This is a genomic window from Dialister sp. (assembly GCF_051885895.1).
In the GTDB taxonomy this organism is placed as follows: domain Bacteria; phylum Bacillota; class Negativicutes; order Veillonellales; family Dialisteraceae; genus Dialister.
This window is the reverse complement of record NZ_JBJEXP010000104.1, coordinates 7,459-25,064: the sequence shown is the minus strand read 5'-3', so window position 1 is coordinate 25,064 and position 17,606 is coordinate 7,459. Positions and strand designations below refer to the sequence as shown.

Here is a 17,606-nt window from a genome sequence, read left to right as displayed (position 1 = left end):
TTCCATGAATCGGCCAGGGGCAGCCGCCGGAGCGGAATGTCTGTGTCGTCAGGGAAGAGCAGGTGATGGGCTGCCGCTCATGATATCCGACAGGTTTGTCCTCGGGAGCCTTATATTGTTTTTTCGGTACCGGAGAGGAACGAATCATTGAAGAAGTTCTTTTCTCCTTCCCATGCCTGTTTCCTGAAAGGACTGCGCGCTTGACAGGCAGGAAGGAAAGTCCCTTCCGGGCCCTTTCGCTCCTCTCTGTCTATATAGTCTCCCTTTGAGAATCATCGTCTCACAGAAACTGCCGGGATACTCCATATCCCGGCAGTTTTTCTTCAGCGCTTTCCGTCTTCCAGCTCTACCACCAGACCCTCGGTATCAAACATTTTCTCCGTTCCTGTGACCACAGTCTGTATGTCCTGCGCCTTCAGGAAGGAAATGAGGGCTTCTCTCCGGCTTCTGTCCAGCTCGCTTCCTATATCGTCCAGAAGGAGCACCGGATATTCTCCCGTTTCGCTCCGAATAAATTCCATTTCCGCCAGTTTCATGGAAAGAATGGCTGTCCTCTGCTGTCCCTGGGAGCCGTAGGATGCAATATCCATACCGTTCATAAGGAACTGCAGATCATCCCGGTGAGGGCCGATAGAGGTATGGCAGAAACGGGCATCCTCTTCCCTGCGACGGGAAAGCTGATCCATATACCATTCCACATCATACCGGGGGCTGTCGCTTCCCTGCTGCACATAGCGGATCTGGAGACTTTCCCTGTGGCCGGTCAGATTTTCTTCCATGGACGGTACAATGCCGTTCATCTGCTCTATGGTTTCCAGCCGCTTTCTCACCAGGTAGGAAGCGGAAGCGGCAATCTGCATATCCCATATGTCCAGATCCGGCTTTTTTCCGGTGAGCTGGGCATTTTTCAAAGCACCGTTCCGCTGCTGCACTGCCCGGCTGCAGCGCAGGAATTCTTCATAATACCGGGGAGAAACCTGGGAAATTTCCATATCCATGAAACGGCGTCGAAGCTGGGGAGCTCCCTTGATCAGCTGCAGTTCATCCGGCGTGAAAAGAACGGTCCGGAACAGACCTACCAGTTCTTTTTTGCGGACGGCCGTATCATTGAGAAAAATCTTTTTTCCCTGGTTTCTGGCCAGTCTGATTTTAATGGTCTGCACCGTCCTGCCTGTCATGAAGTCCACCAGAATGGTGCCCTCATCCTGTCCCAGACGGATAATTTCCCCGTCATTGGACGTGCGGAAGGACTTTCCGGAGGAAGCATAATACAGCGCTTCCACCAGATTTGTTTTTCCGCAGCCGTTGGGACCGGTCAGCAGAGTCAGGGAAGGCGACGGCTTCAGGGTTCTGTCAGAGAAGCTCCGTATATCAATGACGCGGAGAGATGTACATTTCATTCTTTATTCTCCGGTCATGCGGAATTCTTCTCCATCAATGGAAAGAATATCTCCTTTTCTGATTTTCTTTCTTTTTTCATGGACCCGGTTTCCGTTCAGCGTAATGGTATGATTTTCCAGAAAAGCACCGGTTTCTCCGCCGGAGGAAATATAATCCATTTTTTTCAGGAACTGATCCAGCTGGATATAGTCTCCATAAATAGCGGTTTCTTTCATCAGTACTTCCTTCCTCTCATGGGTGTAAGCATGTAATTGTAGGTTTTGTCTTCCTCCTGCTCAATCAGGATAGGCCCTGATTTCTGCAGGTTCAGGATGACGATGTCTCCCTTGGAATGCTTCAGAATATCTTCAATATAGTTGCAGTTGAAGGTGAGGCGGATATTTTCCCCTTCCAGCTTGACGGGAATGGATGTATCAGCTCTGCCGATGTCCGGATCCTCTTCGAAGATTTCCAGGGTATCGCCGTTGAAATAGAAGTTAATGGTCTGGTAGCTCATATCCCGGGAAATGGGGCTGACGAAACGGACGGCCTCTTCAAAATCCTTCAGGCTGACTTCTGCCCTGGCATCAAAATGGGTAGGCATAATGCGGTGGAAATCCGGATATTCTCCGTTTACCAGGCTGGCGATGAAGTAGGTCTCTCCAAAGGTAAAGGCCACGTGATTCTTAGACCAGGAAATTTCCACCTGTGCCTTGTCATCATCCAGAGGCAGAATATGGCTCACATCAGAAAGAATACCGGCAGGAACAATGAATCTTCCCTCTGCTGCCGCCTCTTCATCCAGGGTAATTTCCTTGGAAGCCAGGCGGTGGGTATTGGTGGCAGCCATGGTGAAGGTATTCTTTTTCACTTCAAACAGAATGCCGGAGAAGATAGGTTTCTGTTTATCGCTGGCTGCAGCAAAGGAAACCATGCCGGTCATGTCTGCCAGATCTCTGCATTTGACCATGCAGTGGTTCTGGTGATCCATTTCCTGGACATCCGGGAATTCTACAGGATCCCTGGTCGGGAATTTGGAAACATAGGATCCGCTTTTAAAGGAAACCAGATTTTCATGATCTGCTTTTTCCATAACAATGTCTCCTGCCGGCATCATGCGGATGGTGGTCTGCAGCTGTGGTGCTGCAATGACGGTGACTCCTTCCTCTTCTATGGTGGCAGGACAGGATGTTTTGATCCCTACGGTGTAATCATTGGCCTGAATCAGAATAGATCCGTTGGCAGCAGAAATAAAAAATCCATTATTGGTGTTGGAAGTAACTTTTGTCTGGGCAGCCCGCTGAACACGATCCAGGGCACTGGAGAGATCTGATTTGTTGAAGATGACTTTCATGGTAGCTCCTTAAGAAATAACGATGATGGATAAAATATAGTAGCAGTCGTAGTAGTACGCTGTGAAAAAGTGAATAACTTTGTGAAAATCCAGATTTTTTCGAATTTCATGGTTTGTCAGAAAAGAGTGAATAACTTTTTTTACTGTTCACAGATTTCACAGTTTCGGAGGATAACCCCTTTATTCACAGAAAGATAACAGGAATCTGCCTCTTTCCGTCCCGTTTTATTCACAGCAGGAACATCCCGCTCTTTCCGGACTCTTTCGGGAACATACCAGATGTCCCGGATGCCGGGAAAGAGGCTGAGAGCTGAGCTTTTTAGGGGAAATCCTATTCCGTAACTATCTGGATTTCAGCATTTTCCGGATGGCTTCGATGGAAGCTCTGGTCTGTGGATCTTTGGCGATATCGTTTTCTACCCTTTCGCAGGCATAGAGAACGGTGGAATGATCCTTCCGCTTGAAGCAGTCCCGGAGGGTGGGATAGGATTCATGAAGCTCATTGCGGCAGAGGTACATGGCAATCTGCCGGGGGATGACGATTTTCTTCGGACGGCCGTTGCCCAGCAGTTTTTCTTTCTTTACGCCGTAATACTTGCAGACCGTGTCGATAATGAAATCCACAGTCAGTTCCTGTCCGCTCTCGATGGGGATCTGATCCTTCAGCGCTTCCCGGGCAAAGGGAAGGGTAATCGGCTCCTTCTTGATATGGGAGAATGTCACCAGTTTATTGAAGGCCCCTTCCAGTTCACGGACATTGGTATTGATATGGCTGGCAATGTAGTCCACCACATCCTTCGGGAGGGTGATTCCCATTTTTTCAGCCCGTTTCTGCAGAATGATACAGCAGATTTCATAATCCGGCGGAGAAATGGGCGCCACCAGCCCGCTGGAAAAGCGGCTCTGCAGACGGTCTTCCAGCTTTTCGATATCGGAAGGAGTGCGGTCGCTGGTCATGATGATGTATTTCTTTTTATCAAACAGTTCATTGAAGGTATTGAAAATTTCCATTTTGGTGGAATCCCTGGAACCGAAGAACTGCACATCATCAATGAGGAGAAAATCCAGATTTCTGTACTTGGCCCGGAACTTGGGCATGGTGTGATTCTGGATGGCGTCAATCAGTTCATTGGTAAATGTTTCGCTGGAAACAAAGAGAACGGAAAGACTGGGCTTATATTTATGTATATAATTACAGATGGCATGCAGCAGATGGGTCTTCCCCAGACCGGAAGGGCCGTAGATGAAAAGCGGATTCATCTTCTGGTCTGCCTGGTTCGGATTGGTAGCGGTCTGTGCCACTGCATAGGCGGCCTGGTAGGCGATTTCGTTGCAGTTGCCGTGAACAAATGTTTCGAATGTGTATTCCTCGTTCACCGGATTGGGCTGGAAATTTTTCTTGCCCTCCCCCGAAGTGCCTGCCGTATCGAAAAGGGACGGCTCATGATACTCTTCATAATTCCGGATATCCGGCAGAGTGACCTGATCCGCCGTTTTTGGCGTAAGATTGGAAAAATCCGGCGGTGCCACTTCTTCCGGAAAAGGTTCGGAAGAAGGCTCTTCCTTCTCCGGAAGGGGAGCGGGAATCGGAGCAGACGATGCGGTTTCCTCTTCCGGGAAAGGTGCCGGCGGCACGGCGGCCGGCATGGGAGGTTCCGCTTCCTGGCTGTCGGGCTCCATGATTTCCACCTGAATCTTCCGCCCTACCAGCTGGGAAATAATCTTTTCCAGTTCCTTCTTGTATACATTCTTAATCCAGAGTACCAGGTACGAACTGGACGGCGAAATAACAAGGGTGGTTTCGGACAGGGAAATAGGAAATACTTTTGACGAGAACATTTCATAATACTGCTGATTGTTCTGGGCAATGTATTTCAGTATTTTGTCCCATAGTGAAAATAAATCCATAATAACCTCTTTGTTTCGGAGAAAACAGGAAAAATTTCCTTTTTCTCCCCGATATTGAATAACCTGTGAATTCCTGTGAATTTCTATCCGCATAAAAACGGGAATTTTTACAAAAAAATCCGATAAATTCTGGGATTCCACAGATTGAATAAAACTGTTCATAAGTGAAGAATCTTGTGAATAACTTTATTTTACCATCTCTTTTCTTTTCTGTACATTCACAAGATAGTGGGAGAAAATTCTTTTGACCCTACTAGAGATAGTAGATTTCACAATTCACAGGAAGACAGAGGGAAAAGATATTCCTGCGAGCGCTGCTGACAGGGCAGAGGAAAGGATGCAGTACATCGGAAGAAAAGCAGAGACAGACTCTGCCGCAGAAAGGCCTCCTGCAAATGACTATAGCCAAAGAGGGAAAATAATGATACCATAAGGGAGACATTGCAGGAAAGGAACGGAGCCATGAAAAGACCGCAGAAAGTAACCAGGGAAAACAGACTGAACCAGTATGCCCGGAAAATGTATGGTAAAGAAAAAGAAGAAAAAATCATGGAAGACGAAGAACGGGATGCGGCGGTCCTTTCAGGCAGGAAAGGATCTAAAAAGAAAATGCGCACCCTTCTGAACCGCAGGCTCCGTCACTCTGCGAAATATGATGATCTTCCCAGCGGAGGGGCCTACAGGAAGGCCGCAGATATGGAGGAAGAATAAAGAGGACGGCAGTACGGTCACAAGGCGGAGCAGTGTTTTCCGATGCCGGGAAAGTACGGATGCATCAGTAAAGTCAGACAATGATTGCATCATCCCTTTTCCAGGCACTGCTCCGCTGTTTTTGATTTCATTGGGAGTACTTTATGGATAAAGAAAAAATCCTTGTTATTGATACGGAAACCACGGGATTTGACAACAGAGCGGAAATTCTCCAGGTTTCTGTGATGAACGGCAGAGGCGACGTGGTAATGAATGAATATTTCCGTCCCCGTTTTACCCGTTCCTGGCCCGGCGCGGAAGCGGTGAATCATATTTCTCCCTCCATGGTGGAAGGAAAAGAATCCTTCTTTGATTCCAGGCACCGGCTGGAGGCCCTCTTTCAGAAAGCGCATCTGCTGGTGGGATACAACCTTCCCTTTGACCTGCGCATGCTTCGTCAGAACGGGGCGGTCATTCCCCGGACTGTACGCTGCCTGGACCTGATGAAGCCCTTCGCCGCGACCTATGGAGAACCGGACAGAAAGTACGGCGGCTATAAATGGCAGAAGCTCATCACCTGTGCAGGGTACTACGGCTATGAGGGCGGCGGCTGGCATGACAGCCTGGCTGATACGAAAGCGACGCTCTTCTGCTTCTGGAAGATGGTGGAAGACGGATCTGTAAAAATATAAAAAGCACGGATTCTGTTTCTTGGGAATCCGCGCTTCTTTTTTTAAGAATACAGGAAATGATGATGATACAGAAAAAATATAAGACTTCGGCAAAAAAGAAATATTATGTGGTTAAAAAAGGTAAAAAACCCGGTGTTTACTATAACTGGCCGGACTGCCAGAAACAGGTGCAGGGATTCCCCGGTGCTGTGTACAAGGGCTTTGTGACTAAGGACGAGGCAGAGGCCTGGTATGGAAAACCGGTACAGGAAGCACCGGCGGTCTCTTCTGTCTCCGTTTCGTCCCGAAGGAAAGAAATGGATATCCATGAGCTGGAAGTGCTGTATCCGGCCAGTAAGCATCCCCTGGATGACAGCATCCTTTCCTCTGACGGTGTAAAAATCTCCCTGTCCCTGCCGGAAGAACTGACCGTATATACCGATGGCTCCTGCCTGGTCAATCCGGACGGCCCCGGCGGTTTTGCGGCGGTCTTCCTCAGCCGGGACGGCAGGGAACTCCTGACCGTCACCGGCGGGGAGCCTTCTTCCACCAATAACCGCATGGAGCTCCGGGCTGCTTATGAAGCGCTGAAAGTGCTGGATGACGGTACGGCTCATAATATTGATTTTCATACGGACAGCAGGTATCTCCAGCAGGCCTTTTCAAAGGGCTGGGTGGAGAAATGGAAGAAAAACGGATGGAAAACGGTACAGGGCACAGGCGTATTGAACAGGGACCTGTGGATGGCCATTGATGCTCTCATGGAACGGCATCAGATCCATTTCCAGTGGGTCAAGGGCCATGTGGGAACCAGATATAATGAACTCTGCGACCGCCTGGCCAGGGCAGAAGCGATGGATCATCGGTAAAACAGCAAAGTATATCCGGGCTGAAGCAGGACATTGCAAAAGAAATCATAAAGTACGGCAGATGTGCGTATCTCATAGGGGATACGCACATCTGCCTGTAAGCGCTCTTTTTATTTATATTCTCATTAAAGAGAGCAGATATCGCCCTTCAGCATGGCTTGCAACGAAGCCGTGTTAGTTAAACTCTTTATACCCGGGCCGACGAAAGGGGTTACTTTCTTTATAAATACCATAAAAATTTTTATTTATCTCTTGTACTTGTTGTCCATAGAGCCTATAATAAAAATGAATGATAAGGAAATTTATTTTTTAAAAATATTTTCAGTTCGGTTTTTCTTCAGGAGAAAGAAGGTACTATCATGACATCTGGCAAGGAAGATTATTTAAAGGCAATTTATCTGCTCAGCGAAACTCATGACATTGTCACCAACAAGGAGCTGTCTCAGATGCTTCAGGTATCCCCTCCTTCTGTCAGTGAAATGATTACAAAACTGCAGAAACAGGGATATGTGGACTATACGGCCTATAAAGGAAGCAAGATGACCCGCAAGGGCCGGAAGGAAGCCGGCCGCCTGCTCCGCTACCATGCGCTGTGGGAAGTTTTCCTGGTGGATTACCTTCACTTTTCCTGGAGCCAGGCTCATGAACTGGCAGAAGGGCTGGAGCACCAGACGACGGAAGTTTTGTCCGAACGGCTGGATGCCTACCTGAATCATCCTACCCACTGCCCCCATGGAGACCCCATTCCCCGCAAGGACGGCAGCCGTCTGGGCATTACCCGCCAGCGTCTGTCCGATCTGGAAGTGGGAGATGTCACCCATATCCGCCGTATTCTGGAAGACTACAGCCTCATGGACTACCTGCAGAGCAAGAATATTACCATTGACATGGAAGTGACCATCAAGGAAAAGGAACCCTACGAAGGACCAATCCTTCTGGAAACGGAAAAAGGCGATATTTCCCTGAGCTACAAAGCTGCCCAGCAGATTTTTGTAGATGAAGAATAATAAATAAAGAAATCCTGCCCGTCATGAATTATTCCGGCGGACAGGATTTTTTTATCAGTCTATGCTCTGCCGGAAAGGCGCCGGCTCACTCATTCAGGGGACGGGATTTCTCCTCTTGCTTTTTCTTTTCCACTTCTGTAAAATGAAAAAAGGGATAATCTTTTCAGGTTATCCGGCCCCGCAGGGGGCTTTTTTGTTGCCTGCTTTCCCCCGATAAGCAGGAGATTCATTGATACAAATGGGGTGTTTTTATGGCAAAATCCTATGATGTAGTCATTATCGGTGCCGGCCCTGCCGGTATTTTTACAGCGCTGGAGCTGGCAGATACGGGTCTGTCCATCCTGATCCTGGAAAAAGGGCTGGATATCCGTGAGCGCATTGCCCTGAACAGGGACAGAACGGCGCCGGCCAGTGACCGCCGGGCCAATATTGTGTCCGGGTGGGGCGGAGCCGGTGCATTTTCTGACGGCAAACTCACACTCACCACCGATTATGGCGGCAATCTGGACGATTATATGAATAAAGGGGAACTGGCAAGACTGATTTCCTATGTGGATTCCGTATACTGCCGTTTCGGCGGAGAAGGAAGAGAAGTATACGGCGACGAGCACAAGGACAAGATTCATGAGCTGAAGCGGAAAGCAGCCGCAGCGGATCTGGCCTTCATTCCTGCCCGTATCCGCCACCTGGGTACCGATGTGAACGGAGAAATCCTCACCCACATGCGGGACAGCTTCCCCTCCAATGTGACGGTGAAGTCAAACTGCCCTGTAGACCATATTCTGGTGAAGGACGGAAAGGTGGAAGGCGTCACAGCCGGCGGAGAAACCTACCACTGCCGGTATCTGGTAGCCGCTCCGGGAAGAGACGGCGCCGAATGGTTTACGAAGGAAGCGCAGAGCCTGGGGCTCCACACCGCCTCCAATGCGGTGGATATCGGCGTCCGGGTGGAATCACCGGCGGAAATCTATGAACCGATTACGGATATCTGCTACGAGTCCAAGCTGGTCTATTTTTCCAAGTCCTTTGATGACCGGGTACGCACCTTCTGCATGAACCCCTATGGCTTCGTGGTCACGGAAAACAATAACGGCCTCATGACGGTGAATGGCCATTCCTATGCCCATAAAAAGAGCGGAAATACGAATTTCGCCATTCTTGTTTCCAAACAGTTCACGCAGCCTTTCCATGAACCTATCGAATACGGCAAGTACATTGCCTCCCTGGCCAACATGCTGGGCGCAGGCCCCATTGTGCAGCGTCTGGGAGATCTCCGGGACGGCCGGCGCTCCACGGCAGAACGAATCCGCCGCGGACTGGTTCATCCCACCATGCCTTCAGCCACCCCGGGAGATTTATCTTTGGTCTTGCCATATCGCTTCCTAAAGGATATTATGGAGATGTTCGAAGCGCTGGATAAAGTGGCGCCGGGAGCCAATTCCCGCCATACCCTTCTGTATGGCGTAGAAGTGAAATTCTATTCCTCCCGGATCGAGCTTTCAAACCAGCTGGAAACGAAGATACCCAACTTCTTCGCCATTGGTGATGGAGCCGGCATCACCAGGGGCCTGGCACAGGCTTCCGCTGCCGGTGTAGTGGTGGGCCGCGAAATCTGCGCCCGCATTGGAAAACCGAAGGGAGAAATCTAAAAAATGATACCAAGGTACACACGTCCGGTCATGGAAAAGATCTGGAACGAAAGAAATGAATGGCAGACCATGCTGAATGTGGAAATCGCAGCCTGCGAAGCAAATGCAGAACTGGGCCGCATTCCGAAAGAAGCAGTGGAAGTCATCAAGGCAAAGGCAGACTTTGATGTAGACCGCATTCATGAAATCGACCGTGAAATCAACCACGACATTATCGCCTTCCTCACCAACGTAGGAGAACACGTAGGCGATGAAGCCAAATATATCCACATGGGTCTCACCTCCACCGACGTGAAGGATACAGGCCTCAACGTACAGCTGAAACAGGCTTCCGAAGTTCTCATCGACGACCTGGAAAAACTGGCGGAAGTACTGAAAAGAAGAGCTGTGGAATTCAAGCACACCCCCACCATCGGCAGAACCCACGGCGTCCATGCAGAACCCACCACCTTCGGTTTAAAACTCCTCCTCTGGTATTCCGAAACCCTGAGAAACATCGACCGCATGAAACGGGCCGCTGAAGAAATGGCTGTAGGCAAGCTTTCCGGCGCAGTAGGCACCTATGCGGACATTGATCCCTTCGTAGAACAGTACGTATGCAAAAAACTGGGCCTGAAACCGGAAATCGTAGCTACCCAGGTAGTACAGCGCGATCACCATGCAGAATACATTGCTACCCTGGGCGTCATTGCCGGCGTCCTCTCCCAGATCGCCCTGGAAGTACGCCACCTCCAGAGAACGGAAGTAAGAGAAGCAGAAGAATACTTCAGCCCGAAACAGAAGGGCTCCTCTGCTATGCCTCATAAGAGAAACCCCGTCAAATCCGAAAGAATCTGCGGCATGGCCCGTCTTATCCAGGGCTACAGCCTTCCTGCCTTCGAAGACATTCCTCTCTGGCATGAAAGAGATATTTCCCATTCCTCTGTAGAAAGAGTCATTCTCCCCGATGCTACCATTGCTCTGGATTACATCCTTGACCAGACTACCAGCCTTATTGACAAGCTTCTGGTATATCCGGAAAAGATGATGGCTGACCTCAACCTCACCGGCGGCCTGATTTACAGCCCGCGGGTACTCCTGGCTCTGGTTGCCAAAGGCGCCTACAGAGACACCGCTTACCGCTGGGTACAGAGAAATGCCATGAAGCGCTGGCTCCAGGGAGAAGACTTCTACGAAAACCTCTGCAAGGATGAAGACGTAAGAAAGTACCTCACCCCTGAAGAAATCAAAGCCTGCTTCGACTACAAGCCCATGCTGAAGCACGTGGATGAAATCTTCGCCAGATTCGGCCTTTAATCAAAATCAAAAATCCTCTCCGTAACGGGGAGGATTTTTTTCGTGGAAAAAAACAGAAAAGAAGCCATTCTGTGTCCATATCATGTATAATTAAAGAAAATAAAATTTAAAATATTTTTTTATGAGAAAGGATCATCCTATGAAACGAGCAGCATTATCTCCGGAAGACCAGGTCCGGAGCATCCATTTCAAATATGAAATTCCGGAGGAAAGGGTAAAGGCAGCCCTGGAGAAAGGCTTCCGCTTCGGCGATGTGGACCAGGCGGCCCTTCTTTCCTGTTTGTCGGATAAATCCATGGAGGATATTCTTGCCATGCGGAAAGAGGACCCTTGGGGCGTGATCAAAAGAAAGCTGGGCCTTACGGCGGAGGTGTATGAAAAGGAATACCTTCTCCACCGGGCAGAGCGGCTGGAACGGTTCTACGGCATTCCTGCCATGAGGGCCCTTGCCCTTCTGGAGGAAGGCTACCCCAATCACTGGATCCGCCTGGCCTTTCTGCTGGAACAGCATACCGGCATGAAGACGGAAGACATTGTCCACAGCCGGAAGAAATCGGAAAAATGGAAGCCCTGGGCGGAACGGGTGCTTCATGTGGCACCGGAGGATTTTACCGCCTGGATTGCAGAAACAAGAAATCCGTCCCTGGCAGGGAAATAGGAACCCTTTCCGGCGGCTCAGGCGGCCGGCCCTTCAGTCCTTTATATTGACAGTTTATAAAGGGCTTTATATAATAAATGCAAAGAATATTTTAAATGTGTACAGAAGGCAACGGTGCTGAATAAGACCGCTGCCTTCTGTTTTTTTATTTTTTTATTGAGGGGTTTCCCTTTTTCGGGGTGGTGTGTATTATGCATGAGTTGCAGGAGCTCATTGATCATGCAGAGCAGATTAATGGACAGATGGCCCGCTATGGGATTAATTTCGGCATTTACAAGAACGGGGTATTTCAGGATCGGCTGTTTCCCTTCGATCCGATTCCCCGCATTATAGAATCCCCTTCCTTTGATTATCTGGAAAAGGGACTGACCCAGCGGGTGGACGGTCTGAATGCATTTCTTCGTGATATTTATGGAAAAAAACAGATTCTTCGGGATGGAGTCATTCCGGAGGAGTTTGTATACCGTTCGCCGGGCTATGAAGCCCAATGTGAAGGAATTCTGCCGCCAAAGGGAATCTACAGCCATATTTCCGGCATTGATCTGGTGGAAGGCAGGGACGGATGCTGGTATGTGCTGGAAGATAATCTGCGCATTCCCTCCGGTGCCTCCTATCCCCTCATTGCCCGTATGCTGTGCCGCCGCTGCTGCCCCGGAACCTTCAGGAAGAATGCAGTGCGGAGCAACCGCCATTATGGGGATATGCTGAAGGAAACCATGGATTATGTGAACTGCGGCGGGATTTCCGTGGTATATACGCCGGGACGGTACAATGCAGCCTATTTCGAACATTCTTATCTGGCAGAGCAGATAGGAGCGGTGCTGGCGGAAAAGTCTGATCTTTATGTGGAAAATAACTGTGTCTATTACCGGGACAGCCGGGGGCCGGTGAAAGTAGGGGCCATTTACCGGCGGCTCAGTGATGAGTACATGGATCCGCTCTGGTTCAATCCGGAGTCCGTCATCGGAGTGCCCAATCTCATGTCCGCCTACCGGGCAGGAAATGTGGCGCTTCTGAATGCGCCGGGCAACGGGGTGGCTGATGACAAGGGCATCTATTATTTCGTGCCCCGGATGATCAGATATTATCTGGGCGAGGAGCCTATTCTTCACAATGCGCCCACCTATCTTCCCTATTATGAAGAGGATCTGAAATATACCCTGGACAATCTGGACCGCCTGGTGATTAAGGATGTGGCGGAAGCCGGCGGATACGGCGTGGTTTTCGGCTCTTCCCTGTCCAAAGAGGAGCAGGAGAAGCTGAAGGCGCTTATCAGGGCAGAGCCCCGCCGGTTTATTTCCCAGGAAATCATCGATTTCAAGGAACTTCCCATCATGGAAGACGGCAGGCAGGTCCTGCGGAAGGCAGACCTCCGGGCTTTCGTCATTTCCAGCGGTTCCACAAAGGTATGGCCCTGCGGGCTTACCAGGTATTCCTGTGATCCGGAAAGCAGCATTGTCAATTCATCGCAGGGAGGAGGATTTAAAGATACATGGGTACTCTCACATTAAAACAGATCAACCGGCTTTTCTGGCTGGGCCGGTATTCGGAGCGGCTGGACACCACTCTCCGCTATATGATGGATTACTATGACAGCATGATCGACGGCACACCGGCCCCCTATGATTCCTTCTGCCGGATGCTTTCCATTCCCAATGTGTACAAGAATGAGGAAACCTTCTGGCATGATTATCTCTTCGACCCGGGCAATCCGGATTCCATGGCGGCTGCAGCGGACCGCATGCTGGATAACGGGGTTATGCTCCGGGAAACCATCGGTACGGAAACCTTTTCCTATATCCAGATGGCAGTGAACAATCTCCACAAGGCCTCTTCCAGCACCGGCCCCCAGGTGGAGCTGCAGAGTGTACTGGACGATATTATGGCTTTCCGCGGAAGCTTTGATGATTACATTAATGATGAAAGCATTGTCATGGTCATCAAGGTAGGCACCCTGCTGGAGCGGGTGAGCCTGTACCTCCGGCTGGATTATCCGGATCACAAAGTGCTTCTGGAAATGAAGAAGCTCATGAACCGTCTTTCTCTCACTCCGGTGCGCACCCGGTCTGCCTGCCTGGCAGAAATGCTTTCCGTATCCTCCTCAGGCCTTCTGCCTTCTGACCGCAGCGGACTCATCAAGGCGGCAGAAGATCTTTTTATCGTGGACTATGACTGAAGGCCTGCCATGAAACGGATGAAATTTTATTTTGATACCGTGCTGCACTGTACCCAGCCCATCAACCAGCATGATTTCCTTCTCCGGTGCATTCCCCAGGAGCTGCCGGAGCAGCGGGTGCTGGAGATGAAGCTGGATATCAGTCCCCATCCCACCGGGGGAGGCTTCGGCATGGACAGTTTTGGAAACCGTACCTACTCGGGAAGAATACCGGAGGAGCACAATGATTTCCGGTATACCATTTCAGGCAGGGTGGAAAGAAATGATAAGCGCCGCTCTCCCGGCATGCCCCTTCCCTGCTACCGCTTTCCCTCCGTTCTGACTGCCTGGACCGGTGTCTTTGATGATTTTCTGGCGCCTCTTGCGGAGAAACTGGAAGGGAAGAATTCTCTGGAAATGGCAGAAATCTTCAGAAGAGCCATTTTCCATTACTTCGTCTATACTCCCGGCGCCACCAATGTGTCCACCACCGCCGGAGAGGCCCTGGCTCTGGGAAAAGGCGTATGCCAGGACTATACCCATGTATTCCTTACCCTCTGCCGCCATTTCCATATTCCTGCCCGCTATGTGAGCGGCCTGCCGGAAGGGGAAGGTGCCAGCCATGCCTGGGGAGAAATCTGGTACGACGGCCTCTGGTACGGCATCGACCCTACCAGAAACTGCGATGCCGATGAAAGCTATCTGAAACTCTGCACCGGAAGAGATTTCCGGGACTGTCCCATTGAACGGGGCGTCTTCTGGGGCTCCGGTTCCCAGATGCAGACTGTTTTCATGAAAGTAACAAGCGAATAAAAAGCCCGTCCTGCAATGAGCAGGCGGGCTTTAGCTTTTTGGAAAAAGAATTCTCAGAATTTTCGGACTCCGGGACGAAGATGGAGGCATCACTCCCGGGGCGGCTGACTGGTATTATTACCATTTGCCTTGCATGCGCGAGTCGGCCAAAGCTGGCCCGCAGCCTGCCCGTCAAAAGGCCTTCCTTTTGACGGGCGGGCCGACCATTCTTCACCGAGGGCTCAAAATGACTGGCGGGAGGCGGGAAGGTCATCCCGCAACGCTGCCTGCGGGCTCACTGCTTTTAAAAAGGAAACGACTCACTATGACTGGTTCGCCGCCTGGCTCCTGCCAGTCCTGTTCGCTGTGCACCCGACAGGGCGATACCGCAGCCCTCGGGGCTGCAGTCCCCACCAATCTTTTATCGCAGGGTTCCCCTGGTCTCCTGTGCGGAAAGGATTCTCTTTCCTTCATAGGGGCGGCTGCCCAGATCTGCCATTTTCCGGGCCACCGCTTCTGTGGGCACAGGAGCCATGGTTTTGAACAGGCCCAGGGCATTGACCAGCTGGAACAGCTTTACGGAAATGGTTTCAGCCGGCCGTTTGGCATGCCTGCGGATCAGGGACGGCGGACGGAGGATGGTCAGTCCCGGGAAGCCCAGGGCTTCCACATCCCGCTCAATGATTCCCTTCAACTTCAGATAGAAGAAGGAGGAAGCGGGATCGGCTCCCAGAGAGGATACAATCACCAGATGGCGGACCCCGTTTTTTCGGGCGGCTTTGGCAAAGGAGACCTGGTAGTCATGGTCGATCCGGTACTGGGCTTCCTTGGAGCCTGCCTGCTTCAGGGAAGTACCCAGGGCGGAGAAAAGGACATCCCCCTTTACCAGATGGCTCCAGTCAGAAGGGCGGTTGAAATCTATGATGTGGGATTCTAATTTTTCATGAGAAAATCCAAGGGGACGCCTGGTAAAGGTCAGGACTTTCTCATAATGGGGATCCGTGAGGAGCTGTCTGGTAAGATCTGTTCCTACGGCTCCTGTGGCACCGATAATAATGGCTTTCATATTTTCTCCTTAGGACTGATGGGAACGGATCATTTCCTGGACAGCCCGGTAATCGGGATCGCTGTCAAAGTCAAAGGTTGATTTTTCTCCTGTTTTCCAGCGTATCCATACAGCGCCGTCCTTCATGATTTCTGCAGAGAGGGGCTGGAAACGGATGGGCTGGTCTCCGGAAATGCCTTCTCTGGCCATGAAAAGGGTCTGGGTCTTTGTACTGCCGTCGGCTGCCGGTGCAATGACCTGGCTGACTTCATCTACCAGGCCCGCCTGGAGAAAGCTCCAGTTCAGGACGCCGCCGCCTCCCAGAATCATGGTATCTACATGAAGGTCATTTTTGATTTTCTGGCAGGCAAGAGCCAGGTCAACCCTGTCCTGACCGCAGAGAAGGTAGCTGATGCCTTTCCGGCGGAGAAAATCCTTATAGGCATTGGAGGCGGAAGCGGTAAGAATTTCCACTACATGCATGGATTTCCCGTTTTCCTCAGCCCGGTTCTCTTCCCAGGCCAGCTTTCCCCTGCCGTCTACGGCGATGAGGAAGGGACCGGTGCGGTCCGCAAGGAAATCTCCATCCGGCACAGGGGCGGCCTTTTCGTCCAGCTCCGGCTTCTGATAGAATGTCCTGTTGTCATCAATGGTGGTACGTCCCATGATGACAGCCTGGCTGTGGTACTTCTGCCCTGCTGCGTAGAAGGAATCCTCCACTCCTTCCGGCCCGGGGAGCCAGAGATATTTTCCCATGATTTTTCCATCCAGACTGGTTTCCATATGGCATATAATGTAAGGTCTTTCCATCGGATTCTCCTTTCAGGGAAACAGGCCCCGGTATCCGTGTTTTTCGGAAGGGGCTTTATTTTTCTTCATTATAGGGGCGGGACAGAGAGAAAGCAACCGGCCCCTTTGGCGGCGATGAGTATAACCGCGTTACAGACTGTCTTTTTGGGGGCAGCATCATTCCCGGTGACAGCGAGAAATTCTGTACATGGTGATAGTGGTTTTTACCGGCCTGCCGTCAGATCCCTGCATGCAGGAGGGGCGATGACGGAGGGAACATGATCCTTTCTGCAGTGATACAATAGAGGTGGAAAAAAGATTCATTCCATCTTATATACCTATTTCATTAAAGGAGGATGAGTGAAATGGAAATCAAAAAAATTACCATTGCCGGTGCAGGAACCATGGGATATTCCATGGCGGAAATCTTTGCACGGAACGGCTACTCTGTGATTCTCTGGAACCACCGGGCTGCTACTCTGGAGCGGGCAAAGACGAAGATTGCCCCGGACATGGTGGATCACATCACCTATACCACCGATCCGGCGGCATTCAGGGGACGGGATCTGATTGTGGAAAACATTGTGGAAAATCTGGCGGTAAAGTCGGAATTCTACAAGACCTATTCTCCTCTGGCAGATGAAAATACGATTATTGCTACCAATACCTCCGGACTTTCCATTAATACCCTGTCAGAATCGGTCAAGGGGCCGGAACGTTTTCTGGGAATGCACTGGTTTAATCCGCCTACCCTGATTCCTCTCATTGAAATCATCAAAAATGACCATACAAAAGACGAGACAGCTAAGGTAATTTATGATCTGGCCCTGGCCATCCATAAGAAACCGGCCATTGTGGAAAAGGATGCTCCCGGCTTTGCGGCCAACCGCATCCAGCTGGCAGTGATCCGGGAGGCTCTTTCCATGGTGGAAAAAGGGATCATCAGCAAGGAAGGCATCGATGCGGTGATGAAGTACGGACTTGGCTTCCGCTGGGCCTGCCTGGGACCGCTGGAAACCATGGATTTCGGCGGTCTGGATGTATTTGCCCATATCAGCGAATATCTGATGGCGGATCTGGAAGACAGCCATGAAGTACCGCCGCTTCTGGCAGAAAAGGTAAAAGAGGGCCATCTGGGCGTGAAGACGGGAGAGGGCTTCTATTCCTATGATGGAGATAAGGCTGTCAGGGCCACCAGAGAAAGAGACAGAAAGCTCAAAGCCGTGCATGATGCTCTCTATGCCGGGGAAGAACATAAAGAAAAATAAAAATTAGTGAAAAAAAGAGGCTGTGAAAAATGATTGCCATTTTTCACAGTCTCTTTTTGCGCTGCTTGTGATTCT

At 50.5% G+C, this 17,606-nt stretch carries 17 protein-coding genes; 11 read left to right on the top strand and 6 right to left on the bottom strand.

Annotated elements, in window-relative coordinates; genetic code table 11:
* Positions 1 to 323: 323 nt before the first annotated feature.
* The 4 genes from recF to dnaA all read right to left on the bottom strand — a co-directional run bounded on the left by recF (position 324) and on the right by dnaA (position 4,642).
* Positions 324 to 1,400 carry a DNA replication/repair protein RecF gene (gene recF, locus ACI4N7_RS08870; protein WP_439733002.1) on the bottom strand — a complete coding sequence of 359 codons (1,077 nt, stop codon included), beginning with the start codon at positions 1,398 to 1,400 and terminating at the stop codon, positions 324 to 326.
* 3 nt (positions 1,401 to 1,403) lie between these two features.
* Positions 1,404 to 1,616: an RNA-binding S4 domain-containing protein gene (locus ACI4N7_RS08865; RefSeq protein ID WP_439733001.1), complete on the bottom strand. Its 213-nt coding sequence runs from the start codon at positions 1,614 to 1,616 to the stop codon at positions 1,404 to 1,406.
* On the bottom strand, positions 1,616 to 2,734 hold the full coding sequence (dnaN, locus tag ACI4N7_RS08860) for a DNA polymerase III subunit beta (protein ID WP_439733000.1): 1,119 nt from the start codon (positions 2,732 to 2,734) through the stop codon (positions 1,616 to 1,618). The genes ACI4N7_RS08865 and dnaN overlap by 1 nt, the downstream gene beginning before the upstream one ends.
* Before the next feature lie 342 nt (positions 2,735 to 3,076).
* A complete protein-coding gene (gene dnaA, locus ACI4N7_RS08855) occupies positions 3,077 to 4,642 on the bottom strand; it encodes a chromosomal replication initiator protein DnaA (RefSeq protein WP_439732999.1) in 1,566 nt (521 codons plus the stop codon).
* A gap of 462 nt (positions 4,643 to 5,104) precedes the next feature.
* Between dnaA and ACI4N7_RS08850 the strand changes: the two genes are divergently transcribed.
* From ACI4N7_RS08850 to ACI4N7_RS08805, 10 genes are all read left to right on the top strand, one after another.
* Entirely contained in the window at positions 5,105 to 5,353 is a 249-nt protein-coding gene (locus ACI4N7_RS08850) for a hypothetical protein (protein WP_439732998.1), read from the top strand.
* A gap of 143 nt (positions 5,354 to 5,496) precedes the next feature.
* Entirely contained in the window at positions 5,497 to 6,024 is a 528-nt protein-coding gene (locus ACI4N7_RS08845; protein WP_439732997.1) for a 3'-5' exonuclease, read from the top strand.
* Between the two features lie 59 nt (positions 6,025 to 6,083).
* A complete protein-coding gene (locus ACI4N7_RS08840; protein ID WP_439732996.1) occupies positions 6,084 to 6,872 on the top strand; it encodes a ribonuclease H family protein in 789 nt (262 codons plus the stop codon).
* 359 nt (positions 6,873 to 7,231) lie between these two features.
* Positions 7,232 to 7,879, top strand: a complete 648-nt coding sequence (locus tag ACI4N7_RS08835; protein ID WP_439732995.1) for a metal-dependent transcriptional regulator — start codon at positions 7,232 to 7,234, stop codon at positions 7,877 to 7,879.
* 251 nt (positions 7,880 to 8,130) lie between these two features.
* Positions 8,131 to 9,528, top strand: coding sequence for an NAD(P)/FAD-dependent oxidoreductase (locus ACI4N7_RS08830; protein WP_439732994.1), 1,398 nt, complete (start codon positions 8,131 to 8,133; stop codon positions 9,526 to 9,528).
* Between the two features lie 3 nt (positions 9,529 to 9,531).
* Positions 9,532 to 10,824 (top strand): adenylosuccinate lyase, encoded by a 1,293-nt coding sequence (purB, locus tag ACI4N7_RS08825; protein WP_439732993.1) that lies wholly within the window; start codon positions 9,532 to 9,534, stop codon positions 10,822 to 10,824.
* A gap of 139 nt (positions 10,825 to 10,963) precedes the next feature.
* Complete coding sequence (locus ACI4N7_RS08820; protein WP_439732992.1) at positions 10,964 to 11,482, top strand: hypothetical protein; 519 nt, start codon at positions 10,964 to 10,966, stop codon at positions 11,480 to 11,482.
* A gap of 191 nt (positions 11,483 to 11,673) precedes the next feature.
* Positions 11,674 to 12,993, top strand: coding sequence for a circularly permuted type 2 ATP-grasp protein (locus tag ACI4N7_RS08815; RefSeq protein ID WP_439732991.1), 1,320 nt, complete (start codon positions 11,674 to 11,676; stop codon positions 12,991 to 12,993).
* On the top strand, positions 12,975 to 13,658 hold the full coding sequence (locus ACI4N7_RS08810) for an alpha-E domain-containing protein (RefSeq protein ID WP_439732990.1): 684 nt from the start codon (positions 12,975 to 12,977) through the stop codon (positions 13,656 to 13,658). The genes ACI4N7_RS08815 and ACI4N7_RS08810 overlap by 19 nt, the downstream gene beginning before the upstream one ends.
* A 9-nt stretch (positions 13,659 to 13,667) precedes the next feature.
* Positions 13,668 to 14,450, top strand: a complete 783-nt coding sequence (locus ACI4N7_RS08805) for a transglutaminase family protein (RefSeq protein ID WP_439732989.1) — start codon at positions 13,668 to 13,670, stop codon at positions 14,448 to 14,450.
* 400 nt (positions 14,451 to 14,850) lie between these two features.
* Here the strand turns inward: ACI4N7_RS08805 and ACI4N7_RS08800 are convergent, their stop codons facing one another.
* Together ACI4N7_RS08800 and ACI4N7_RS08795 are read right to left on the bottom strand one after the other, a co-directional pair.
* Positions 14,851 to 15,495, bottom strand: a complete 645-nt coding sequence (locus ACI4N7_RS08800; protein WP_439732988.1) for an NAD(P)H-binding protein — start codon at positions 15,493 to 15,495, stop codon at positions 14,851 to 14,853.
* Positions 15,496 to 15,504: 9 nt separating this feature from the next.
* Positions 15,505 to 16,284 carry a RibD family protein gene (locus tag ACI4N7_RS08795; RefSeq protein WP_439732987.1) on the bottom strand — a complete coding sequence of 260 codons (780 nt, stop codon included), beginning with the start codon at positions 16,282 to 16,284 and terminating at the stop codon, positions 15,505 to 15,507.
* A gap of 344 nt (positions 16,285 to 16,628) precedes the next feature.
* On the opposite strand from ACI4N7_RS08795, the gene ACI4N7_RS08790 reads away from it, so the two are divergent.
* Complete coding sequence (locus ACI4N7_RS08790; RefSeq protein WP_439732986.1) at positions 16,629 to 17,531, top strand: 3-hydroxyacyl-CoA dehydrogenase family protein; 903 nt, start codon at positions 16,629 to 16,631, stop codon at positions 17,529 to 17,531.
* Positions 17,532 to 17,606: the final 75 nt, after the last annotated feature.